We start from the raw sequence: 23,117 nt of genomic DNA, 5'->3' as shown, positions 1-23,117 counted from the left end.
AGGCACGGCGCAGACAATTGGGATTGTCCGCGCGCTTGCCTCTACTCGCATGCAGCGACAGGCAGCAGGCAACGGCGATTCAGTGCTTGAAGCGATAAAGCCCAGCACTGCCGGCGTAGCGGCCACCGTCGTCTCAAACGCTCGTCGCTTAAAGCGACTCGCCGAGCTGATCGAGAATCGCGGGATTCTCGAGCGTCGACACGTCCTGCGTGATCGCTTCGCCCTTCGCGAGCGAACGCAGGAGGCGGCGCATGATCTTGCCGGAGCGCGTCTTCGGCAGGTTCTCGCCGAAGCGGATGTCCTTCGGCTTCGCGATCGGCCCGATCTCCTTGCCGACCCAGGCACGCAGCTCGTTCGCGAGCTTCGCGGCCTCGTCGCCCACCGGACGCGCGCGCTTCAAGACGACGAACGCGACCACGGCCTCGCCCGTGGTCTCGTCCGGCCGGCCCACGACTGCCGCTTCCGCGACGAGCGGATTGGCGACCAGCGCCGACTCGATTTCCATCGTCCCGAGCCGGTGGCCCGAGACGTTGAGCACGTCGTCGATGCGGCCCATGATCGTGAAGTTGCCGGTCTCCTTGTCGCGCACGCTGCCGTCGCCGGCGAGATACAGCTTGCCGCCCAGTTCCTCGGGGTAGTAGCTCTTCTTGAAGCGCTCGGGGTCGCCCCAGATCGTGCGGACCATCGACGGCCACGGACGCTTCACGACGAGAATCCCGCCTTGCCCGTTAGGCACGTCCTGCCCGGTCTCGTCGACGATCGCGGCCATGATGCCCGGCAGCGGCAGCGTGCACGAGCCCGGCACGAGCGGCGTCGCGCCCGGCAGCGGCGTGATCATGTGGCCGCCGGTCTCGGTCTGCCACCAGGTGTCGACGACCGGGCAGCGCGAGCCGCCGACGTTCTCGTAGTACCACATCCACGCTTCCGGATTGATCGGCTCGCCGACCGTGCCGAGCACGCGCAGGCTCGACAGGTCGTAGCGCTTCGGATGCACCTTCGAATCGGCCTCGGCGATCTTGATCAGCGAACGGATCGCGGTCGGCGCCGTATAGAACTGCGTGACTTTGTGCTTCTCGATCATGCTCCAGAAGCGGCCGCCGTCCGGGTAGGTCGGCACGCCTTCGAACATCACCTGCGTCGCGCCGAGCGCGAGCGGCCCGTACGCGATGTACGTGTGGCCCGTGATCCAGCCGATGTCGGCGGTGCACCAGAAGATGTCGGAGGGCTTCCAGTCGAAGGTCCACTTGAGCGTCTGCACGGCCCACAGCAGATAGCCGCCGGTGCTGTGCTGCACGCCCTTCGGCCGGCCCGTCGAGCCCGACGTGTAAAGGACGAACAGCGGATGCTCGGCGCCGACCCATTCCGGCGGGCACGAATCGGCCTGACCCTGCGTGATTTCGTGCATCCAGAGGTCGAGGCCCTCGTTCCATTGCACCTTGCCGCCCGTGCGCCGGTGGACGATCACGCTCTTGACCGCCTCGCAGCCGCCCATCGCGAGCGCTTCGTCGGCGATGTTCTTGAGCGGCAGCGCCTTGCCGCCGCGCATCTGTTCGTCCGACGTAATCAGCGCGACCGCGCCGACGTCGACGAGCCGCTCGTTGAGCGACTTCGACGAGAAGCCGCCGAACACGACCGAGTGCGTCGCGCCGATACGCGCGCAGGCCTGCATCGCGACGACGCCTTCGATCGACATCGGCATGTAGATCACGACGCGGTCGCCCTTCTTCACGCCGCGCGTCTTGAGCGCATTCGCGAAGCGGCATACGCGCTGCAGCAGGTCCTGATAGGTGACGCGGGTGACAGTGCCGTCGTCGGCCTCGAAGATGATCGCGACGGTGCCGCCCTTGCCCGCTTCGACATGGCGGTCGAGGCTGTTGTACGACGCATTGAGTTCGCCGTCCTCGAACCACGTGTAGAACGGCGCGTTCGATTCGTCGAGCACCTTCGTGAACGGCTTGTGCCACGCGAGCGTTTCGCGTGCGAGCTTCGCCCAGAAGCCCTCGTAATCGCGTTGCGCCTCGGCGGCGAGCGCCCGGTAGGCGTCCATGCCGGAAATCGCCGCATTGGCCACCATGTCGGCGGATGGCGGAAATACGCGGCTTTCGTGAAGAACCGATTCAATCGTAGACATCGACAACCCCTTCCTGAAGGTGAAAGTGAATCCGGTATCCGGCGCGCTACGGCACGCCTTGTCTTATAGCGCAGTTCGCGAGCTGCGCTTGTCCCCAAACCCTCGCACGTACCGCTCGCCGCCGCACGTGCTGTCGACGTGTCACGCCCGATACCGCGAATGCGGCATTGCAGCATGCGAACGCTGCCCGTCGTGACACCCATGCCGATTGCTGCCGCGCCCGCAGGCTCGAAGCCTTGCGCGCCCGGCAGGCCGCTGGCCCTGGCAGGCAGGCGGCGCACTCAATCGTGACGATAACCACCGCAACTTACCGTGCACTTACGCGGCTCGAAAGCGCGCCTTGTGGCCCACGTCATACGTATTTGAACGCTGCCGCGCCAAGCAGTTGCCTGAAAGCGAATCGCAACACAAGCGCCTTGCGGCAGGCTTTACGTCATATTAAGCGCCAACCTACAATGCTCAATGCTAACTGAACTCCCCGTTTGGATTCCAGCTTGAACCGCTACGCTTTGCTCCTCATTGCCGCGATGCTGCTCGTCGGCAGCAACGTCGGCATCGGCAAATCGATCGTCGCTTTCGTTCCCGTTTCCGTCCTCGCCCTGCTGCGCTTCGTGGTGGCGATCGCGGTGCTGTGGCCGCTCTTTCGCCCCGTCAAGATGAAGAGCGTGAAGCGTGGCGAATGGCTGAACCTGTTCCTGCAGGCGTTTTTCGGCACCTTCATGTTCACGCTGTTGATGTTGAACGGCGTGCAGCGCACGAGCGCGGTGGCCGCGGGCGTCATCACGAGCACGATTCCCGCGGTGGTCGCGCTCTTCTCCTGGATCTTTCTCGGCGAGAAGCCGAACCGCCGCGCGCTGGTCTCGATCGCGCTCGCGATGACGGGCGTCGTCGTCGTCAACTTCGCGCACAGCGGCTCGATGGAAGGCGCGGTATCGAGCGAGAGCTCGCTGAGCGGCAACCTGATGGTGCTCGGTGCGGTCTGCTGCGAATCGTTCTATGTGATCCTCTCGCGGCGCCTCACGCAAACGCTCGCGCCCATCGATATCTGCGCCTACACCCACCTGTTCGGCTTGCTGCTGATGCTGCCGCTCGGCATCGGCGCGCTGTTCTCGTTCGACTACGCGAGCGTGCCGGGCAACCTCTGGGCGCTCGTGATCTGGTATGGCCTGTCGGCGAGCATCTTCTCGTTCTGGCTGTGGATGAAAGGCATCCGCCACGTGCCGGGCAGCCTCGCCGGCGTGTTCAGCGCCGTGCTGCCCATCGCCGCGGCCGTCTACGGCATCGTGTTCCTCGGCGAGCGCCCGACGCTCGCGCACGGTGTCGCGCTTGCCTGCGTCGTCGCAGGCATCGCGCTCGCGAGCCTCAAGGCCAAGCGCGCGCCGCCCGTCACACCGTGAGCGCCGAAGCGGAAATAATCATCGGCGCGGTACAATGACGCGCTTTTTTTCAGTTCCCGCCCGCCGCGCCGCGCCCGGCCGCGGCGGCGCCATGACCACGAAGAGGAGCGCCCGTCAGAGGCGCCGGAGCTGTCCAAGGAAGTTGCCTGAATTACGAAGCCTCTTGTCCCCACTGAGCCCAAGCCATGACCGTCATCAAACAGGAAGACCTGATCCAGAGCATTGCGGATTCGCTCCAGTACATCAGCTACTACCACCCGCTCGACTACATCCAGGCGCTTGGCCGCGCGTATGAGCTCGAAGAGAGCCCGGCCGCCAAAGACGCCATCGCGCAGATCCTGACCAACAGCCGCATGTGCGCCGAAGGCCACCGGCCGATCTGCCAGGACACCGGCATCGTCACGGTGTTCGTGAAGGTCGGCATGGACGTGCGTTGGGACGGCGCGACGATGGGCGTCACCGACATGATCAACGAAGGCGTGCGCCGCGGTTACCTGAATCCGGACAACGTGCTGCGCGCGTCGATCGTGAGCCCGCCCGAAGGCGCGCGCAAGAACACGAAAGACAATACCCCCGCCGTCGTTCACTACGAGATCGTGCCGGGCGACAAGGTCGACGTGCAGGTCGCGGCGAAAGGCGGCGGTTCGGAGAACAAGTCGAAGTTCGCCATGCTGAACCCGTCCGATTCGATCGTCGACTGGGTGCTCAAGACCGTGCCGACGATGGGCGCCGGCTGGTGTCCGCCGGGCATGCTCGGCATCGGCATCGGCGGCACTGCGGAGAAGGCGATGGTCATGGCGAAGGAGTCGCTGATGGACCCGATCGACATTCAGGAGATCATCGCGCGCGGCCCGCTGGACTGGATCGAAGCACTGCGTGTCGAGCTGCACGAGAAGGTCAATGCGCTCGGGATCGGCGCGCAGGGCCTGGGCGGTTTGTCGACGGTGCTCGACGTGAAGATCATGGCCGCGCCGACGCACGCCGCTTCGAAGCCGATCGCGATCATCCCGAACTGCGCGGCGACGCGCCACGCGCACTTCACGCTCGACGGCACGGGTGCCGCCAAGCTCGATGCGCCGCCGCTCGACGCATGGCCGAAAGTCACGTGGCAGCCGAACACGGAAACGAGCCAGCGCGTCGACCTCAACACGCTCACGCCCGAAGACGTCGCGGGCTGGAAGCCGGGCCAGACGCTCTTGCTCTCGGGCAAGATGCTCACGGGCCGCGACGCCGCGCACAAGCGCATCGCCGACATGCTCGCGAAGGGCGAGAAGCTGCCGGTCGATTTCACGAACCGCGTGATCTATTACGTGGGCCCGGTCGATCCGGTGCGGGACGAAGCGGTCGGCCCGGCAGGCCCCACCACCGCAACGCGCATGGACAAGTTCACCGAGACGATGCTCGCGCAAACGGGTCTCATTTCGATGATCGGCAAGGCCGAGCGCGGCCCGGTCGCGATCGAGGCGATCAAGAAGCACAAGGCCGCCTACCTGATGGCTGTGGGCGGCGCAGCCTATCTCGTGTCGAAAGCGATTCGCAAAGCGAAGGTCCTTGCGTTCGAAGACCTCGGCATGGAAGCGATCTACGAATTCGACGTCGTCGATATGCCGGTAACAGTGGCAGTCGATTCCAACGGCACGTCGGTGCACCAGACCGGCCCGAAGGAATGGCAGGCGAAGATCGGCAAGATTCCGGTCGCTGTCGCTTGATGCTGCTTGCCTGTTGAACGAAAGCCAGGCCGCTCGGCCTGGCTTTTTTTATGTCGACCCGAGTAAGCGCTTCAGCTGTCGGCTGGAGTTAGTGCTTCAGCACTTACTCGGGTCCCATGCAACGCTGCGCGCCGCGCGGCCGCCCCCTCTCCCTTTCGGTCAACGAAAGACTTCGGTCTTGGCTTTTTTTTCCCCAGCGTTTATCGTTGGTAGTCGAAGTCACCCCCCACAAGGAACAATTATGCAAGGCGATAAAAAGGTCATCGAATATCTGAACGCCCAGTTGAAGAACGAGTTGACCGCCATCAACCAATACTTCCTGCACGCACGGATGTACAAGCACTGGGGGCTCGATAAGCTCGGCAAGCATGAGTACGACGAATCGATCGGCGAGATGAAGCATGCCGACTGGCTCATCGAACGCATTTTCATGCTCGACGGCCTGCCGAACCTGCAAGACTTGCATAAGCTCCTGATCGGCGAAGAAACGAAGGAGATCCTCGAGTGCGATCTGAAGCTCGAGCAGATTTCCCAGGGCACGTGCAAGGAAGCCGTCGCCTATTGCGAATCCGTTCGCGATTTCATTTCGCGCGAGATCTTCGTGAAGATTCTCGACGACACCGAAGAGCACATCGACTGGCTAGAAACCCAGCTCGATCTCATCGACAAAGTCGGCATCCAGAACTACCAGCAGTCCGCCATGGGCGGCGCGGACGAATCGTAAGTCCAAGCTGGTAACATTCCCGCTCGTGTCTGTTTTCGTGCGCCGTCCGGCGCGCCGAAGCGTGTCTCGCCACGCTTCGGCGTTGCGGTGCTGCCCGCGCACGGGAGCGGGTACGGCGCGATCCATGCTTGGCCCTACCCCTATCCGCCGCACGCCCATATGACCGCACCGCACGACACGCCCGCCAGCGGGTCCGCGCGAGTTTCGACCGACGCTATCGGCCGCTCGCCGGCGCCTGTCGGCATCTTCGATTCGGGCCTCGGCGGCCTGTCCGTGCTGCGCGCCGTGCGTGCGCAACTGCCCGATGAAGCGCTCATCTACGTCGCCGATTCGGCTTACGCGCCGTACGGTCAGCGCGACGACGACTTCATCGCCGACCGCACGCTCGCGATCGGCGAATGGCTGGTCTCGCAGGGCGCGAAGGCGCTCGTGGTGGCATGCAATACTGCGACTGCGCAAGCGATCTCGCTCGTGCGCGAGCGGCTTGCGATTCCGCTCGTCGGCGTGGAGCCGGGCATCAAGCCTGCCGCGCTGCAGTCGAAGGCGCGGGTGGCCGGCGTGCTGGCCACGCAGGTCACGTTGAGGAGCGCTCGCTTCCTGGCACTGCAGGAACGCCACGCCGGCGATTGCCGTTTCCTGTGCCAGCCCGGGCATGGCCTCGTGGAAGCCATCGAGCGTTGCGATGTCGACTCGGCCGAGGTGCGCGCATTGCTCAAGCGTTATCTGGATCCGATGCTCGACGCCGGCGCCGATACCCTCGTGCTCGGCTGCACGCACTACCCGTTCTTCGATCGCGTGATTCGCGACATCGTCGGCGACCGTCTCATGCTGATCGACACGAGCGTCGCCATTGCCCGGCAGCTCGAGCGCGTGCTCGACGCGAACGGCCTGCGCGCAGCTGCGGCCGAAGCCGCCACGACGCCGGCGCTGCCCCGCTTCTGCTCGACCGGCGACGGCGAACATCTGCGCCAGCTGGCAAGCACGCTGCTCGGCTTCGACGCGCCGGTCGAGCGCGTTCACGTGCCGTCGCGACGAACTGCCTCGACGGCGTCGCAAGCCGCTTGACCGGCCACCGGTCGGCCGAATGATCCGACCCCGCTGTACCCCGCATCGTCGCTACGCGGCGTGACATCGCACGGCCGCCGCTCGCTGCAGTAACCCTGCCAGCCACCCAGCTTTGTTACAAAAAAACCAGCTTCGCAGCTTGCCAAGCGGCTCGAACATAATGATAATAATTCGCATTAACGTTAGCTATCGTACTAATTAATCATGATCGTCTGCGTGTGCAAGTCTGTTTCCGACCGGAAGATCCGCGCCGCTATCGCTGAGGGTGTCGATACCTTCGACGAGCTTCAGTTCGAGCTGGGCGTTGCCACCTGCTGCGGCAAGTGCGAGGAATCCGTGCGCGACGTCATGGCGCAAAGCGGCGTCTGCCAAAGCCATTGCGGCGTCGAGCATCACACGCGAGCGGCCCCGGTGGCCTTCTACGAGCGCAAGGCCGCTTGATCGCCTTCATACGCTAACGTCCAAGCCGGCGTCGCCGCAACGCCAGCCGCGCTTTTCCAGCCGGGCCGTACGCGGCATCTCCTCGCCTGGTTTTCGCTTCACCTCCTGTCAGCAAGCCAGTCTCGCACTAGCCAGCGACCGCTCATTCCTCAAGGAGTCTGAGATGGAATTGCTGATTGGTTTCGTGGTGACTTTAGGTATCTCCCTCTTGATATTTCGAAAATGACGCGATTTAGCGCAAGGTTCGGCGCGGGCGTCGTTTGCGCCTTTGCCCAACCCAGTTAACATGCAGGGTCAGCCTTCCGTTACCGTCGGCGCATCGTCGGCGGCGCTTACAACAATGAGTCCCCGTGTGGTCTCGGCGGTCACCGTCGTGGTGCTGCTTCACGCCGCGCTGATCGCCCTCCTGGTTACGATCCGAAACGAGCCGCCGCTGCGCCCGCTCGAATCGCGCTCGATTACCGCCGAATTGCTGAGCCCTGCTCCTGCGGCACCCGCCGCGCTGCAGTCGACTGCGCCGGCGCCAACACCGGCGCCGCCCGTGCCGCGCGTCAAACCGAAGGTCGAACCGAAGCCCACGCCGATTCCGAAGACGAAGTCCGAGCCGCTGCCGCAAGCCGCCACGCCATCGCCATACGAGCGTGCACCCTCCGAACCTGCGCCGCCCGCGACGCCCGCGTCTGCCGGCGCAGCGCCTGCGGGCCCGGCAACCGCCGCTCCCGCAGCGCCCGCAACAGGCCGCGAGACGCTCGCGATCGCGGCGCCGAAGGACGTCGCTCACCTTGATTGCGACATCACGAAGCCGGCCTACCCGGCGCTGTCGCAGCGCCGCGGCGAAGCGGGCACTGCGTACGTGCGGTTCGTGGTCGGACTGACCGGCAAGATCGAGGACGTCGAACTGAAAAAGAGCAGCGGCTTTTCGCGCCTCGACGAGGCCGCCATGGCCGCGATGCGCGCGAGCGCCTGCCGCCCGTACGTGGAAAACGGCACATCGATGCGCGCGGCCTATACGCAGCCGTTCACGTTCGGCTTTAACGATTGATTGGAAAAGAAGAAAAGGACTTGAGATGCAGAACTACGGTTTTTCGCACGTTTGGGTGCAAGGAGATTTCGTGACGCGCGGCATCGCGGTCGCGCTGATCTTCATGTCGGTCTTGTCGTGGTGCGTGATCGTCATCAAGGGCATGAACGTGATTCGACTGAAGCGCCTCACGAAGAACGCCGAGCAGGCGTTCTGGCATTCCGGAGATTTCTCGGACGGCATCAAGAAGCTCGGCGCATCGTCGTCAAGCGCGAGCGGCAACCCGTTTCTCGCGCTCGCGCTGTCGGGCCAGGAGGCGGTCGATCACCATCATCAGACGCAACCGCATTTGCACGACAAGATGGACGTGTCGGACTGGATCACGCGCTGCCTGAAGGACACGATGGACGACGGCATCGCGTGCATGCAAAGCGGCCTGGCCGTCCTCGCGTCGATTGGCAGCGTCGCGCCGTTCGTCGGCCTGTTCGGCACGGTATGGGGCATCTATCACGCCCTCCTCGTCATCGGTGCAACGGGGCAGACCTCGATCGATCAGGTCGCGGGTCCGGTCGGCGAATCGCTCATCATGACCGCGCTCGGCCTCTTCGTCGCGATCCCCGCGGTGCTCGGCTATAACGCGCTGACCCGTGCGAACAAGAGCGTCGTCGGCAAGCTGCGCCGTTTCGCGCACGGTCTGCACGCGTATTTCGTGACCGGCTCGCACGTTGCGTCCGCGACGCGCGACGGCCTGCGACTTGCCGCACGCACGAACTGAGTGCGAGGCGACGATGGCAATGAACGCATTCGCCGACGACGATGACGACGGCCTGATGAACGAAATCAACATGACGCCGCTCGTCGACGTGATGTTGGTTCTCCTGATCATCTTCCTCGTGACGATCCCGGCGATCCATCACGCGGTGAAAATCGACCTGCCGCGCGCGAGCAGCCAGAAGGAGGACACGAAGCCCTCGCACGTGACGATATCGGTCCAGGCAGACGGTACTCTTCTCTGGGACGACAAGCCGGTCACCGACGACGTGTTGCGCGCGGATATCGCGCGGGCCGCCCAGGCCAATCCGCAGCCGGAGCTGCATTTGCGCGCGGACCGCAAGGTGCCGTATGAGCGCGTCGCCGATGTGATGTCCGCCGCGCAGGCGGGCGGGCTGACAAAGATCGGCTTCGTGACCGAGCCGAAGACGAAGTAGTCCGCGACATCGCGCTAACGAGCGCGCAGAGGGCGCTGTATCGAACAGCGGAAGGCATCGCTCGAAGCCATTGCAGCCGGAAAATCGCGCGTTTTTCGGCGCCCGGCGTTGCAGGGGACCCGAGTAAGTGCTTTGAATGGGGTCGGAGTCAGTGCCGAAGCGCTAACTCGGGTCGACAAAGTAAAAGGCCCTCATCGTCAGATGAGGGCCTTTTGTCTTGCGCGCGCAGCGCCTTCGGGCGTCGGGCTCACTTGCCATCGGAGTAGCTCGTAGAGTCACCGCATGCGACAGCCGTGGTCGTCACGGACAGCGCGATCAGCCCTATCAGGCTCGCTATAAGAGCAGCCATCAATTTCCGCACCGGAATCTCCACTGCGAAAGGGATTTCAATATAGGCGGCGCCGCGCGCGCATTCAAGAAAACGCCCATTGAAACTACTGATCGCCGAAGACGCTTAAATGGCAAAACCGATTTTCGCCACGCAACGGTGCCGAGAGTCCTGGTTTTCACCTTCGAGAACGGCGTGTTACGGCGCGATTTTTTCGGGCGTGTCGCTCGCCGCAGAAAACTCGCGCTGGATGTCCGCTTGCCGGCCCTCGGGACACTCGATCGCCGCCAGCTTGCGCTCGTCGAGCATCTCGACGAGGTAATCGACGAACGCGCGCACCGCCGGCACCATCCCCTGGCGCGACACGAACACGGCGTAGAGCTGAGGCATCGGCAAGGTCCAGCCCGGCATCACCGGCGACAATTGGCCGGAGCGCAGTGCCGCCCCGTACATCATCGCCGGCAGCGCCGCAATGCCCACGCCGGCGAGGGCAGCCTCGCGTATCGTCATCAAGTCCGCCGTCACGAGACGCGGCTCGTGCTCATGCACGTGATGCGTGCCGTCCGGTGAAATCAGATGAAACGCGTAGCGCCCGTCGGAGCTCGGTGTATCGAGCGTTTCGAAACGCTCGAGATCGGACGGCACGAGCGGCGGCGAATTCTGGCTCAAAAGACTCGGTGCGCCGACCAGCATCTGTTCGGTGCGCCACAGCGGCCGCACGACGATATTCGCGCTCTCCGGCGGATCCGAGCGCACGCGCAGCGCGACATCGACCGAATCCTCGTACAGATCGATCACGCGGTTCGTCACGCGCATCACGACCCGCACCTCCGGATAGCGATGCATGAACTCGGGCAGGATGCTCGACAGGAGCGTCTGCGACACCGTGACCGGCACGCTGACGCGCACCGTGCCGCGCGGCGACGTTCGCATCTGCTGGACGACGTTCACGGCGGCTTCCGCCTCGGACAGCATCGCCCGGCAATGCTGGTAGAACAGCTGTCCGGCTTCGGTGAGCGCGAGCTTGCGCGTCGAGCGCTGCAAAAGCCGCACGCCGAGCGACGCCTCCAACTCGGAGAGGCGCCGCGACAAGCGCGATTTCGAAATGCCGAGCACGCGCTCGGCCGCCGAAAAGCCGCCATGCTCGACGACCTGCGAGAAATACATCAGGTCATTCAGGTTGTGCTGATCCAGTTTCATCTCATCGTTCCGTTGATAGAACAATCCATTGCCGGAGGGCGGCTAGAAAGGCGTGAATCGGTCCATATAATAGCCTTGTGTTTCAAAAATGATGCTATTCCCGTATTTTCAGGTGACCTTTCATGACCACGATTCGCACGATCCAACGCACTTTTCCATCGGTTCGCACGATCGAAGGCGGCGGTTTCGTCGTCCATCGGCCGTTTCCGACCCGCATGCTGATGGACTTCGATCCGTTCCTGCTGCTCGACGAAATGGGCCCGGTCGACTACGCGCCGGGCGAGGCCAAGGGCGCGCCCGATCATCCGCACCGCGGCTTCGAAACCGTGACCTACGCGCTCGAAGGCCAGTTCGCACACCGCGATTCGGCCGGTCATTCGGGCACCTTGCGCGCAGGCGACGTCCAATGGATGACGGCCGGCTCGGGTGTCGTGCATAGCGAAATGCCCGACCCGGCGCTCGCCCGCGCAGGGGGCCGCGTGCACGGCGTACAACTGTGGGTGAACCTGCCGCGCCGCGACAAGATGACCGCGCCGCGTTACCAGGAGATCCCGTCGGCCGGCATTCCGACTGCAACCTCGGCCGACGGCAAGGTGCGCGTGAAGGTGATCGCCGGCGAGGCGTTCGGCGTCAGCGCCGCGATCGAAACGCGCACGCCGATCCTCTATCAGCACTTCACGCTGCAGCCAGGGGCGTCGGTTGTGCATCCGGTGCCGCACGAGTACCGCGTCTTCGCCTACCCGCTGTCCGGCAGCGGCTTTTACGGCGACCAACGGCGCACGATCGCCGCCCGGCAGATGGTCGTGTTCGACAACGACGGCGATGCCGTCAGCTTCGCCGCCGGCGGCGAGCCGCTCGACGTCCTGCTGCTTGGCGGGGTGCCGCTGAACGAACCGGTCGTGCGGTACGGCCCGTTCGTGATGAACACCGAGGACGAGATCCGCCAGGCCGTCGTCGACTACCAAACCGGGCGCATGGGGCAGATCGCGCGCTGAAGTCCAAGCACGCGCGAAGATGGTGCAAGGCCGTCTGCGCGCGAAGCGAACGTGCCGCCGGCACGCTCGCGCCACACCGCACGGCTCGGCGCAATTCGCGTCACAATAGCCGTCACACCCACCTGGCTGCAGGAACCCCACCTCGCTCTGGAGCGCACGCATGACAACAACCACGGTCGTCGCCAGCATCGGCTCAGTCGATTATCAGGTTCTCCTCGACGACGGCACCCACACGTGGCTCGGCGACGAGCCCGAATCCGCAGGCGGCGGCGACCGAGGACCCACGCCCGATTCGCTGTTGCTGTCGAGCCTCGGCACGTGCACGTCCATCACGCTGAAAATGTATGCGAAGCGCAAGGACTGGCAGCTCGACGCGGTGCGCGTCACGCTGTCGCTGGAAACGGGCGCTCAAGGCACGACGATCACGCGCAACATTCACCTCCAAGGCGAATTGTCCGGCGAGCAGCGGGAACGGCTCTTGCAGATCGCGAATGCGTGCCCGCTGCACAAGATCCTGACACACCCCATTGAGATTAATACGGGGCTTGTCGCCGTCTGATTCGGGGCGCATGATCCGACGCTTGCAGCGCTTGAAGAGGAAGCTTCTGCCTTGAATTTCGAACACCTGATTCAGATTAACGATCCGCTGAACCCGTTCGTCGATACGATGACGCGCGCCCAACTGTGGGAAGGCCTCGTGCTGCGCGCCGAGCAGCCGCAATTGTTCGTGATGGGCCTGGACAGTTGCACGATCCTGTCGCGCACCGACAGCACGCTCGAGCGCGAGCTGCACTACGGCCATGCCACGGTGCGCGATCGCGTCACGCTCACGCCGCAGGAAAGCGTGCGCTACGACATTCAGGCGACCGCATCGCACGTCGGCGGCTCACTGACGATGACCATCGAGCAGCCGGACGATCTTCAGCTATTCCTGCGCTTCGAGTACCGCACCACCCTGCCCGTGGCCGACACGCAGGACGCACGGCAGACGCAGGAGATCGTGAAATCGGCCTACCGGGAAGCCGATATCGACACTGTGCGGCTCATCCGGCAGTACGCCGCACAGAATCCGGAGGATCCAGGCGCGCTGCATTGAGCGCCGGCAGTCTTCCGAAACGCAGGCGGCGACACGCCGCCTGCGCGGCTTTCTTGTGGCCGCGCTTCCCCTCCCGCCGGGTCGTACGCCCCCGCGTCCAATCCTTTCCGATTCTGCCTATCGAAAACCTGCGCCGATGAACACTTTACGGTTGCAAATGGGAATTGTTCGCATTTATACTTGGTTCATCGAATCGACGAACCAACAACGACGAATGAACGATTTCTCACGCGCTTCCACGCTCACCCTGCGCCGCAATGGCAACGCCGCGACCAGTAGCCGTTCGAAGAACGCCGTTCCTTCCACCGATGTCGATCGCACCAGGACTTCGAAATCGAACGATGACGGCGAACGCGTCTTGCGCAGCGACACGCTCCTGCAAGGACGCAGCCACATCAGCATCACGCACAACGGCGAGACCTACCAGCTTCGCGCAACCCGGTTGGGCAAGCTGATCCTGACGAAGTAAGTACCGAGTATTGTGGGGACCACCTCTACGAGAGGTGTTGGGCAGTAGCCAGCCCCGACGGCTTGCACGCAAGATCTAGACCCCTTCGTGCAGACACCTTCAAGCAGCCGTCGAAGCCAGCCATGCCACTTTTTTGCGCTTTTTCTTGCGCTTTTTCTTGCGCTTTTTCTTGATTACGTGCCGCGAACTTATTCGCTGAGGCCCAGCGCCGCAATACCGGCGCGCGCCACAGCCGCATCCTGATCGGACTTCACGCCGGATACGCCGAACGAGCCGACCACTTCGCCTTCCACGACGATCGGCACTCCGCCCTCCACCATGCCCACCAGCGGCGCGCTCAGAAACGCCGTGCGGCCCTGCTTGATGATCTCCTCATAGACCTTGCTTTCACGGCGGCCAAGCACCGAGGTGCGCCCCTTTCCGATCGCCATTTCGACGGTGCTCGACGCGGCGCCGTCCATCCGGTGCAGATAGAGCAGATGGCCGCCGTCGTCGAAGATCGCGACGGTCACGGCCCAATGGTTCGCGATCGCGTGCGCCTCGGCGGCGTCGGCCATTTTCTTGACGTCTTCGTCAGTCAGTACAGGTTTGGTTCTCACGAGCATCCTCTTTGGTTCATCCATCGGGGCCGCTCCGGAACGCATGCGCCAAGCGGGAGATTCAGCGCGAACAGCCCCAGAACATCAGCCACCACGCGCCGTCGACCATCGCCAGCGCACCGACGAACCATACCATCGCGAACGCCCGCTGGAAAAGCGATGCGCTATGACGGCTCGTGACGCGCCATGCGAGCCACGCGCTCCATACATTCGCAATCGCGAGAACGGCGACGCGTACCTCTGACGCCCAGCCGAGCGGCACGTGCTCCGCGCGCAACAGCGACAGCGTCGTCGCCGACAGGCCGAGGAACACCCCGGCGCCCGCGATCGGAATCAGCGCCTGCGTCAGATGGTGGAGCCGGATGCGATCGAAGCGGCCGAGCACGTGCGTCGCGAGCGCGAGCATCGCAAGCAGCGCGGTGCCGAGCACGAACCCCGTCGCCACGATGTAGCCGATGACGAGCGAGCCGTCGAGCCACGAAAAGACGTCGTTCTCCTCGGGGTAGTGTGTGAACAGGAACCACGGAGCGTCGGTGCTGAGCGGCCAAGTGATGTCGCGATCGATGAGGGCCGTTGCGAGCCACTGCTTCAGGTGCACGAACCATGGACTCGCGCTCCAGTGAAACGCGCCGATCGCGATGCCGAGCAAGCCATACAGAATCAGCACGGTGTCCCATCCGCTCGCCTGCTGGTCGCCAAGCTCGACCACCTCGGCCGACGGCGAGCGCCACGCGAGCGCAACCGCGTCGCGATGGCCGCTGCAACGCCCGCACATATGGCACGAGGCTGCCCCCTTCATGCTGCGCAACGGGACGAGCGGCGCGCAGTTGATCGGAATCACGCGGCGGCCGCGCTCGCCTTGCGTGTACGAGCGACGCCACGCGTCCTCGTCGACCTTGTAATGAAACGGCGCGAGCCGGGCCAAAAGCGAAAAGACGCCGTTCACGGGACACAGGTACTTGCACCAGACGCGCTTCTCGCGGCCGTACAGCAGTCCGATAACCATCGCGGCCGCCGTGGACCCGCCCAGCACCAGCAGCACCGCGCGCGGGTACTGGTAGACGCTCACCATCTGTCCGTAGATCGTCGTGATTCCGAAGGCGGCGAACGGCCAACCGCCCCAGCGCATCCAGCGCGGAATGGCCCGGCCGCGGCCATGCTTGCTCGCGAATTCGGCGAGCGCGCCTTCCGGACACAGCACGCCGCACCAGACGCGTCCGAACATCACCATCGACAGCAGCACGAACGGCCACCAGATGCCCCAGAACACGAACTGCGCGGCGAGCGTCAGGTTGCTCCACAGGTGAGCCGTTTCGTCGGGCAGCGGCTGGAACACGGGCACGAGAATCAGGAACGCGTACACGGCGACAACGCCCCACTGAATCGCGCGAATGGCAGCGCCGCGGCGCTGCATCCATTGCCCCGCGTGCGCGAGCCGGCCGGGCCGCGCGCTGGCGGCGGGCACGCAGCTCATGCCGCGCGACCCGCAGCCGGCAACGGACTGCGGCTTGCGCGACGCACGAGCCAATAGACCACCGCCCAATAGAGCGCATACGCCGCGAGATTCGTGAGCGACGGATGCGCGCGATAGCCGGTCAGCGATGCGACCAGCGAGCCGAACGTGCTCGAATCGTCGAGCGCGGCCGAGGTATCCCAAAGCTGCGAAATGCCGAGCGGCAGGATCTCCTTGTCGATCAGCTTATCGATGCCGGTTTGGAACAAGCCCGCGCCGAGAAACAGCAGCATGATCTCGGTGACGCGGAAGAAGTGGCGCCACGAAAGGACTTTGCCGCCGAGTTGCAGCACGTAGAACGTCAGGAACGCGAGACCGAGACCCATGGCGACCGCGAGCAGCTGTGCGCTGTCGACGTGCCCCGGCTGCCCGAAGCCCAGGCCATAGAGGAAGATGACCGTCTCGCTGCCCTCGCGCGCGATCGCGAGCGCGACCAGAATCGCCACGCCCCACCAGTTCGCCTCCTGCGTGCTCTTCTCGAGCGACTGTTCCATGTCGCGCTTGAGCGAGCGCCCGTGCTGCTTCATCCACAGCACCATCTGCACGATCAGCACGCCGGCGACGAGCACCATGCCGGTCTGGAAATAGTCCTGCGCGTCGCCCGACAGCACCTCGGCAAAGCCGACGAGCGCCGCGCCGAGCGCGACGGCCGCGAGCAGACCCGCGCCGACGCCCGCCCACAAGTACGGCAGGCCGCGGCGCGCTTGCTCGTCGCCGTTATTGAGCCACGCATAGAGAATGCCGACGACCAGCAGCGCCTCGACGCTTTCCCGCCATACGATGAACAACACCTGTCCCATCGAAAACCTCCGCGCGCGATCCCACTCGAGCCGGCGCCGCGCGTAAAAACCGCACTATTTCGCGACGATCACGCCTTGAGCCTGCGGATGAAAATCGTCGAAGAACTTGTACTCGCCCGGCGACAGCGGCGCGATCACGACAAACGACTCGCCGCCCGGAGCCAGGACCTTTTCCTTGCGCAACTGAACGCTTTCGAATTCGACTGCGCCCTTACCGGTGTTCTTGATTTCGATCTTGATGCGCTGACCCGCCGGCACCTCGATGCGAGCAGGGTTCAGCTTGCCGTCGGCCATCTCGAGCTTGAAGGTCGGCAGGTCGGCTGCGAACGCGGACGCGGACGCGGCCATGAAGAGCGACACCGCGAGCCCTGCGAATTTGGATTGGAGTTTCATGCGCGTATCCGTTGTTGCGCGGCGGGACGCGCGGCTCGCGCAGCTTCTCCCGCCGCTTGCCTCGCCGCGATCAGTACCCGCCCTTCTTGCCGATGCCGGCGAAGGCGAAGTCGTACTCCAGCGTGATCGGCTTGAACCACGGGCCGACGCCCGTCTCCTTGTCGATATGGCGGCCGAACGCCATGTGGCGCGTCTGCATCGGCGGCTCGACGACGAGCTTCAGATGGTATTTGCCGGGGCCGAACAGCTTGACGTTATCGCCGTAGTGCGGTCCGTCGCTCGCGACCATCGCCATCAGGTCGCCCTTCACCGCCTGGTTCGTCCCGGCCCTGGTCAGCTCGTAGCGCACTTGGAGGTACGGCATCCAGTCGCCTTCGGCGAAGCCGGTCGGGTTGTTCTTGACGGCGTGGATGTCGGCTTCGAGATGGATGTCCGAATCGGAGGCCTTGCGCATCATGCCTTCTGGGTCCATCGAGATCGGCTGCAGGTAGACGGCGCCGATTTCCATGCCGCCCTGGATCTGGTGCTTGCCGATCGGATATTCAGCCGCGGTCGCAGACATCGCTGCGACTGCGGCAACAGCCGCAACGGTGGCGCGAACGTTGGAAGAACTCAGCATTGAAACTCCTTGTTATTGATCTCGAAGCGCCTGATGGACGGGTTGGCCGCTTTGCATTTCCCTGAATACGGTTAGTCAATGCACAGCAAACACTCGCATTTTAAATCGTAATGGGAACCATTCTCAATGCAAAATTAGCCGAGTACGCCGTTGGGCGCCTTTCGAGCGGGTGCTTATGCGGAGTGAGGGACTTCCTTCGGGGCGCGAGGGGGTGCCTCAGCGCGCTTGGGGCGGTCCGGCGCGCGCTGAGAAGAACGCCGTGCGGCGCGCGACCGCACGGCGTCGGACAAGACAATCAATCCGTGCCGGTCAGATGGTCGCCGACATTCGCGCCGAACACGCGTTCGCGCAACAGCGCGAGCTGGTCGCGCACCTGCGCCGCCTTTTCGAATTCGAGATTCTTGGCGTGCTCCATCATCTGCTTCTCGAGCCGCTTGATCTCCTTCGCGAGCTGCTTCTCGGACATGTCCTCGAACTTCGCGCGCTGTTGCTGCTCCTTGAGTTCCGCGCGCACTTCGTCGGCGTTGTAGACGCCGTCGATGATGTCCTTGATGCGCTTCACGACGCCGCGCGGCACGATGCCCATCTTTTCGTTGTGCGCGATCTGCTTCGCGCGCCGCCGCTCGGTTTCGCCGATCGCGCGGCGCATTGAATCGGTGATCGTGTCCGCGTACAGCAAGGCTTTGCCGTTGACGTTGCGCGCCGCGCGGCCGATCGTCTGGATCAGCGAACGCTCGGCGCGCAAGAAGCCTTCCTTGTCCGCGTCGAGAATCGCGACGAGCGACACCTCGGGAATGTCGAGCCCCTCGCGCAGCAAGTTGATGCCGACGAGCACGTCGAACGTGCCGAGCCGCAAGTCGCGAATGATCTCGACGCGCTCGACCGTATCGATATCGCTGTGCAGGTAGCGCACCTTGACGCCGTGGTCGGCGAGAAACTCGGTCAGCTGCTCGGCCATGCGCTTGGTGAGCACCGTCACGAGCACGCGGTCGCCGGCCGCGACGCGCACGTTGATTTCGGAGAGCACGTCGTCGACCTGCGTGCGCGCCGGCCGCACTTCGACCTCGGGGTCGACGAGGCCCGTCGGCCGCACGACCTGCTCGGCGACCTGGCCCGCCGTGCGTTTCTCGTAGTCGGCAGGCGTCGCCGAAACGAAGATCGCCTGGCGCATCTTGCGCTCGAACTCGTGGAACTTGAGCGGCCGGTTGTCGAGTGCCGACGGCAGCCGGAACCCGTAGTCGACGAGGTTTTCCTTGCGCGCGCGGTCGCCGTTGTACATGCCGTTCAACTGACCGATCAGCACGTGCGACTCGTCGAGCAGCATCAGCGCGTCGGGCGGCAGATAGTCGACGAGCGTCGGCGGCGGCTCCCCCGGAGCCGCGCCCGAAAAGTGCCGCGAGTAATTCTCGATGCCCTTGCAAAAGCCCAATTCCTGCAGCATTTCCAGATCGAACCGCGTGCGCTGCTCGAGCCGCTGCGCTTCGACGAGCTTGCCGTCCTGATGGAAAAATTCGAGCCGGTCGCGCAATTCAGCCTTGATCGTCTCGACGGCGCGCATCACGGTGTCGCGCGGCGTCACGTAGTGCGACGACGGATATACGGTGAAGCGCGGAATCTTCTGCCGCACGCGGCCCGTCAGTGGATCGAACAACTGCAGCGACTCGACTTCGTCGTCGAACAGCTCGACGCGCACCGCCATCTCCGCGTGCTCCGCCGGGAAGATATCGATCGTGTCGCCGCGCACGCGAAACGCGCCGCGCTGGAAATCGGCTTCGTTGCGGCTGTACTGCATCGCAATCAGCCGTGCGATGACGTCACGCTGGCCGATCTTGTCCCCGGAGCGCAATGTCAGAATCATCCGGTGGTACTCGGACGGATTGCCGATACCGTAGATCGCCGACACCGTCGCCACGATCACGACATCGCGCCGCTCCATCAGACTCTTGGTCGCCGACAATCGCATCTGCTCGATGTGTTCGTTGATCGACGAGTCCTTTTCGATGAACAGGTCGCGCTGCGGCACATAGGCTTCCGGCTGGTAGTAGTCGTAGTACGAGACGAAGTACTCGACCGCATTGCGCGGGAAGAAGTCGCGAAACTCCGAGTAGAGCTGTGCGGCGAGCGTCTTGTTCGGCGCGAACACGATGGCCGGGCGGCCGAGCCGCGCGATCGTGTTCGCCATCGTGAACGTCTTGCCGGAGCCCGTCACGCCGAGCAGCGTCTGGAATGACAGGCCGTCCTCGACGCCCTCGACAAGCGTCGTGATCGCGCCGGGCTGATCGCCCGCCGGCGGATACGGCTGGTACAGATGAAACGGAGAGCCGTCGAACTCGACGAACTTCGACTCGTCGAGGGTGTCGTCGACTGGAGATAGGTGTTCGGACATGAGGAAGCGGTTCCTTCGCCGAGGGCAAAAGGCTATTTTAGCGCCTCGGGCATGGGCGGGCTGATGGTCTGTCGGGTCCGGGGATGCGCCCGGGCCGTTCCAGAATTGGGGCGGGATTATGGCGAAAGCGAGGCGAAAGCGCGCGACCGTCCGCGATTTTACTTGGCTGGCTTTTCCGAATCCGGGGCCTGGATTCGCTACAATGCCAAATTACGCTCGTGCGCCGCCGGTCCCCGCCATATTTGGACGGACCCGTTAGACCGGGAGCTTGCCTCTTTCTTTTCACTACCGCCGATACATCATGTCCCTCTTCTCCGCTGTCGAACTCGCTCCTCGCGACCCGATCCTGGGCCTCAACGAAGCCTTCAACGCCGATACCCGCACCACCAAAGTCAACCTCGGCGTGGGCGTCTATACCAACGAAGAGGGCAAGATCCCGCTGCTGCGCGCGGTTCGCGATGCGGAAAAAGTGCGCGTCGATGCGGCGCTGCCGCGCGGCTACCTGCCGATCGAAGGGATCGCGGCCTACGACGCAGCCGTGCAAAAGCTGCTGCTCGGCAACGACTCGCCGTTGATCGCAGCCGGCCGCGTCGTCACGGCACAGGCGCTCGGCGGCACGGGCGCACTGAAGATCGGCGCGGATTTCCTGAAGCGCGTGAACCCGAACGCCAAGGTCGCGATCAGCGATCCGAGCTGGGAAAACCACCGTGCGCTGTTCGAAAGCGCCGGCTTTGAAGTCGTCGCGTATCCGTACTACGACGCACAGACCAACGGCGTCAATTTCGACGGCATGCTGAGCGCACTGAACAGCTACTCCGCAGGCACGATCGTCGTGCTGCATGCGTGCTGCCACAACCCGACGGGCGTCGACCTGTCGGACGCGCAATGGAAGCAAGTCGTCGAAGTCGTGCAGGCGCGCCAACTGGTGCCGTTCCTCGACATCGCCTACCAAGGCTTCGGTGACAGCATCGAAGCGGATGCCGCCGCCGTGCGCCTGTTCGCGGCGTCGGAACTGAACGTGTTCGTGTCGTCGTCGTTCTCGAAGTCGTTCTCGCTGTACGGCGAGCGTGTTGGCGCGCTGTCGATCATCACGGACAGCAAGGACGAAGCCGCGCGCGTGCTGTCGCAACTGAAGCGCGTGATCCGCACGAATTACTCGAACCCGCCGACGCACGGCGGCTCGGTGGTCGCGGCCGTGCTCGGTTCGCCGGAACTGCGCGCGACGTGGGAGCAGGAACTCAGCGAAATGCGCGACCGCATCCGCGCGATGCGCGGCGGCCTCGTCGAGCGCCTGCGGGCAGCGGGCGTGGATCGCGACTTCAGCTTCGTCAACGCTCAGCGCGGCATGTTCTCGTACTCGGGCTTGAACGCCGCGCAGGTGGACCGCCTGCGCGAAGAGTTCGGCATTTACGCGGTCAGCACCGGCCGTATCTGCGTGGCGGCACTCAACACCCGCAACATCGACGTGGTGGCGAATGCCATCGCGCTCGTGTTGAAGTAAGCAATGGCTGTTGAGGCGGCGGCGCTGCGTTCATGCCGCCGTGCCATCCACCAGCGTGATGTTTGTCAGTTGCTTGCATGACGAACGTAAATGGCGCCCTTCGCAGGGCGCCATTCTTCTTTCTGCCGCTCCCCGTTTGACTCTTTCGGGCCGCAAGTCGCCGAACTTCCGTCGCCTCGATGCGGCGCTGCAAACGCGCTATCGCTGATCGCGATGGATATCGTGCGTCACGAACCCCGCGTCGTTGTCCGGCAAGTCCAGCCAGCCCGGCTGCGCGAGACTCGCGCGTATATCCTGCAGCCCGCTTTCCCAGTGGTCGCGCATCGTCGACAAGCCGAACTGAAAGTCCTTGTAGTTGCCTTCGTATTCCTTGTCGCGATAGACGAGTTGAATCACGTTGTAGCGCTTCGAACAGGAGAGCTCTTCCGCGAGCCTGCACCACGGGTCGTTTCGATGCTCAGCCGGGACGCGCGTCAGCACTTCTCGCAGCACGTGCCGAAAACGTTGTGAGTGCTGCATCATGTCCGTGACGAAACGCGTTCGGCTCGAGTATTGGATGTCTTTCATGCGGCCTTGCACGTCGGTGATGTTGTCCGGCACCGGCCCGTGCGCGCTCCACAGATCGACTTGAAACGCCAGCGTGTCGCGCCGCGGCGTAGTCTGAATCACTTCCCGAAGCGGCGTATTCGACATCAAACCGCCGTCCCAGTAAAACTCACCGGCGATCTCGACCGCTGCGAAGCCGGGCGGCAGCGCGCCAGACGCCATGAAGTGCTCGGCATGCAGCTTGATATGCGTGTTGTCGAAGTAGGCGAAATTGCCGGTGCCGACGTTGACTGCCCCGACAGAGACGCGCACTTCAGCCGAATTGATCCGGTCGAAATCGCAGAACCGCTCGAGCGTGGCCTTGAGGGGCGCGGTGTCGTAGTAGCTCGCTGTCAGCGGCGACCCGGAACCGGTAGGCATCGGCGGCGGAAAGCGCGGCACGAAAAAGCCCTTCTGCCCATCGACAAGCGCTCCGACCGCCTGCATCGCCGTGAAAGCCTTGCGCATCGTATCGTTCGAATTGAACAGCGCTCGCTCGACAAACGGCGGCATTGGCGGCCCATACGCCGGCTGACAGATCAGCTCCCAGAACTCGCGTAGCTTCTCCACCCGGCGCTCCGGCGCATTGCCTGCAAGGATCGCCGTATTGAGTGCACCGATCGAAATGCCGCAAAAGCGGTTGGGGAGAATGCCGGCTTCGTCCAGGCCCTGATAGACGCCGGCCTGGTAGGCACCGAGCGCGCCCCCGCCCTGCAAAACGAGCGCAATGCTCTCGTAGTCAGGCACGACGATGCGGGAGCTTTCATCCGTCTCCTGCTCACGAGCGCGCTCGCCGCCCCCTTCTACGGGGGCGTCGGCGCGCGCGTGTTTCACTTTGCGCTGCGCCATCATCGGCTCCTTATTGCATGAACCAGCCGTGGCTGACGATGAACGACTGGCCGGTGAGCGCCGCGCTCGGGAACGCCGAGAGGAACAG

At 64.0% G+C, this 23,117-nt stretch carries 22 protein-coding genes; 13 read left to right on the top strand and 9 right to left on the bottom strand.

What is annotated here, in order from left to right; genetic code table 11:
- Window positions 1–148 precede the first annotated feature (148 nt).
- The gene (gene acs, locus J3489_RS19145) at window positions 149–2,131 is read right to left on the bottom strand and encodes an acetate--CoA ligase (protein ID WP_207000619.1); all 1,983 of its coding nucleotides are present in this window, start codon (window positions 2,129–2,131) and stop codon (window positions 149–151) included.
- A gap of 494 nt (window positions 2,132–2,625) precedes the next feature.
- Between acs and J3489_RS19140 the strand changes: the two genes are divergently transcribed.
- From J3489_RS19140 to J3489_RS19105, 8 genes are all read left to right on the top strand, one after another.
- Window positions 2,626–3,528, top strand: coding sequence for a DMT family transporter (locus J3489_RS19140; RefSeq protein WP_207000617.1), 903 nt, complete (start codon window positions 2,626–2,628; stop codon window positions 3,526–3,528).
- 185 nt (window positions 3,529–3,713) lie between these two features.
- Window positions 3,714–5,237: a fumarate hydratase gene (locus J3489_RS19135; protein ID WP_207000615.1), complete on the top strand. Its 1,524-nt coding sequence runs from the start codon at window positions 3,714–3,716 to the stop codon at window positions 5,235–5,237.
- A 241-nt stretch (window positions 5,238–5,478) separates the two neighbouring features.
- A complete protein-coding gene (gene bfr / locus J3489_RS19130; protein WP_207000613.1) occupies window positions 5,479–5,961 on the top strand; it encodes a bacterioferritin in 483 nt (160 codons plus the stop codon).
- A 159-nt stretch (window positions 5,962–6,120) separates the two neighbouring features.
- On the top strand, window positions 6,121–7,026 hold the full coding sequence (murI, locus tag J3489_RS19125; RefSeq protein WP_207000611.1) for a glutamate racemase: 906 nt from the start codon (window positions 6,121–6,123) through the stop codon (window positions 7,024–7,026).
- 204 nt (window positions 7,027–7,230) lie between these two features.
- Complete coding sequence (locus J3489_RS19120; protein WP_207000609.1) at window positions 7,231–7,467, top strand: (2Fe-2S)-binding protein; 237 nt, start codon at window positions 7,231–7,233, stop codon at window positions 7,465–7,467.
- Between the two features lie 286 nt (window positions 7,468–7,753).
- Entirely contained in the window at window positions 7,754–8,509 is a 756-nt protein-coding gene (locus J3489_RS19115; RefSeq protein ID WP_207000607.1) for an energy transducer TonB, read from the top strand.
- A gap of 25 nt (window positions 8,510–8,534) precedes the next feature.
- Complete coding sequence (locus tag J3489_RS19110) at window positions 8,535–9,263, top strand: MotA/TolQ/ExbB proton channel family protein (protein WP_207000605.1); 729 nt, start codon at window positions 8,535–8,537, stop codon at window positions 9,261–9,263.
- 13 nt (window positions 9,264–9,276) lie between these two features.
- The gene (locus J3489_RS19105; RefSeq protein WP_207000603.1) at window positions 9,277–9,696 is read left to right on the top strand and encodes an ExbD/TolR family protein; all 420 of its coding nucleotides are present in this window, start codon (window positions 9,277–9,279) and stop codon (window positions 9,694–9,696) included.
- Window positions 9,697–10,222: 526 nt separating this feature from the next.
- Here J3489_RS19105 and J3489_RS19100 read toward each other — a convergent pair.
- The gene (locus J3489_RS19100; RefSeq protein ID WP_207000601.1) at window positions 10,223–11,224 is read right to left on the bottom strand and encodes a LysR family transcriptional regulator; all 1,002 of its coding nucleotides are present in this window, start codon (window positions 11,222–11,224) and stop codon (window positions 10,223–10,225) included.
- A 122-nt stretch (window positions 11,225–11,346) separates the two neighbouring features.
- Between J3489_RS19100 and J3489_RS19095 the strand changes: the two genes are divergently transcribed.
- From J3489_RS19095 to hemP, 4 genes are all read left to right on the top strand, one after another.
- The gene (locus J3489_RS19095) at window positions 11,347–12,219 is read left to right on the top strand and encodes a pirin family protein (protein ID WP_207000599.1); all 873 of its coding nucleotides are present in this window, start codon (window positions 11,347–11,349) and stop codon (window positions 12,217–12,219) included.
- Window positions 12,220–12,379: 160 nt separating this feature from the next.
- Entirely contained in the window at window positions 12,380–12,778 is a 399-nt protein-coding gene (locus J3489_RS19090) for an OsmC family protein (RefSeq protein WP_207000597.1), read from the top strand.
- A 51-nt stretch (window positions 12,779–12,829) separates the two neighbouring features.
- Window positions 12,830–13,315, top strand: coding sequence for an SRPBCC family protein (locus J3489_RS19085; RefSeq protein WP_207000595.1), 486 nt, complete (start codon window positions 12,830–12,832; stop codon window positions 13,313–13,315).
- A 214-nt stretch (window positions 13,316–13,529) separates the two neighbouring features.
- Window positions 13,530–13,784, top strand: coding sequence for a hemin uptake protein HemP (hemP, locus tag J3489_RS19080; protein ID WP_207000594.1), 255 nt, complete (start codon window positions 13,530–13,532; stop codon window positions 13,782–13,784).
- Between the two features lie 188 nt (window positions 13,785–13,972).
- Here hemP and J3489_RS19075 read toward each other — a convergent pair whose 3' ends face one another.
- From J3489_RS19075 to uvrB, 6 genes are all read right to left on the bottom strand, one after another.
- Complete coding sequence (locus J3489_RS19075; RefSeq protein ID WP_207000592.1) at window positions 13,973–14,383, bottom strand: GlcG/HbpS family heme-binding protein; 411 nt, start codon at window positions 14,381–14,383, stop codon at window positions 13,973–13,975.
- A 61-nt stretch (window positions 14,384–14,444) separates the two neighbouring features.
- Window positions 14,445–15,857: a 4Fe-4S binding protein gene (locus tag J3489_RS19070; protein WP_207000590.1), complete on the bottom strand. Its 1,413-nt coding sequence runs from the start codon at window positions 15,855–15,857 to the stop codon at window positions 14,445–14,447.
- Window positions 15,854–16,696: an FTR1 family iron permease gene (locus J3489_RS19065; RefSeq protein WP_207000588.1), complete on the bottom strand. Its 843-nt coding sequence runs from the start codon at window positions 16,694–16,696 to the stop codon at window positions 15,854–15,856. Before J3489_RS19065 ends, J3489_RS19070 begins: the two co-directional genes overlap by 4 nt.
- A 54-nt stretch (window positions 16,697–16,750) precedes the next feature.
- Complete coding sequence (locus J3489_RS19060; protein ID WP_207000586.1) at window positions 16,751–17,089, bottom strand: cupredoxin domain-containing protein; 339 nt, start codon at window positions 17,087–17,089, stop codon at window positions 16,751–16,753.
- 70 nt (window positions 17,090–17,159) lie between these two features.
- Window positions 17,160–17,708, bottom strand: a complete 549-nt coding sequence (locus tag J3489_RS19055; RefSeq protein WP_207000584.1) for an iron transporter — start codon at window positions 17,706–17,708, stop codon at window positions 17,160–17,162.
- A 295-nt stretch (window positions 17,709–18,003) separates the two neighbouring features.
- A complete protein-coding gene (gene uvrB, locus J3489_RS19050) occupies window positions 18,004–20,094 on the bottom strand; it encodes an excinuclease ABC subunit UvrB (protein ID WP_207000582.1) in 2,091 nt (696 codons plus the stop codon).
- Between the two features lie 301 nt (window positions 20,095–20,395).
- On the opposite strand from uvrB, the gene J3489_RS19045 reads away from it, so the two are divergent.
- On the top strand, window positions 20,396–21,595 hold the full coding sequence (locus J3489_RS19045; protein WP_207000581.1) for an amino acid aminotransferase: 1,200 nt from the start codon (window positions 20,396–20,398) through the stop codon (window positions 21,593–21,595).
- A 198-nt stretch (window positions 21,596–21,793) separates the two neighbouring features.
- Here the strand turns inward: J3489_RS19045 and J3489_RS19040 are convergent, their stop codons facing one another.
- Window positions 21,794–23,029 (bottom strand): DUF3734 domain-containing protein, encoded by a 1,236-nt coding sequence (locus J3489_RS19040; RefSeq protein WP_207000580.1) that lies wholly within the window; start codon window positions 23,027–23,029, stop codon window positions 21,794–21,796.
- Between the last annotated feature and the right edge of the window lie 88 nt (window positions 23,030–23,117).

Source organism: Trinickia mobilis (assembly GCF_017315705.1).
Classification (GTDB): domain Bacteria; phylum Pseudomonadota; class Gammaproteobacteria; order Burkholderiales; family Burkholderiaceae; genus Trinickia_A; species Trinickia_A mobilis.
The sequence above is the reverse complement of the archived record's forward strand: the minus strand, read 5'-3'. Positions and strand labels throughout refer to the sequence as shown.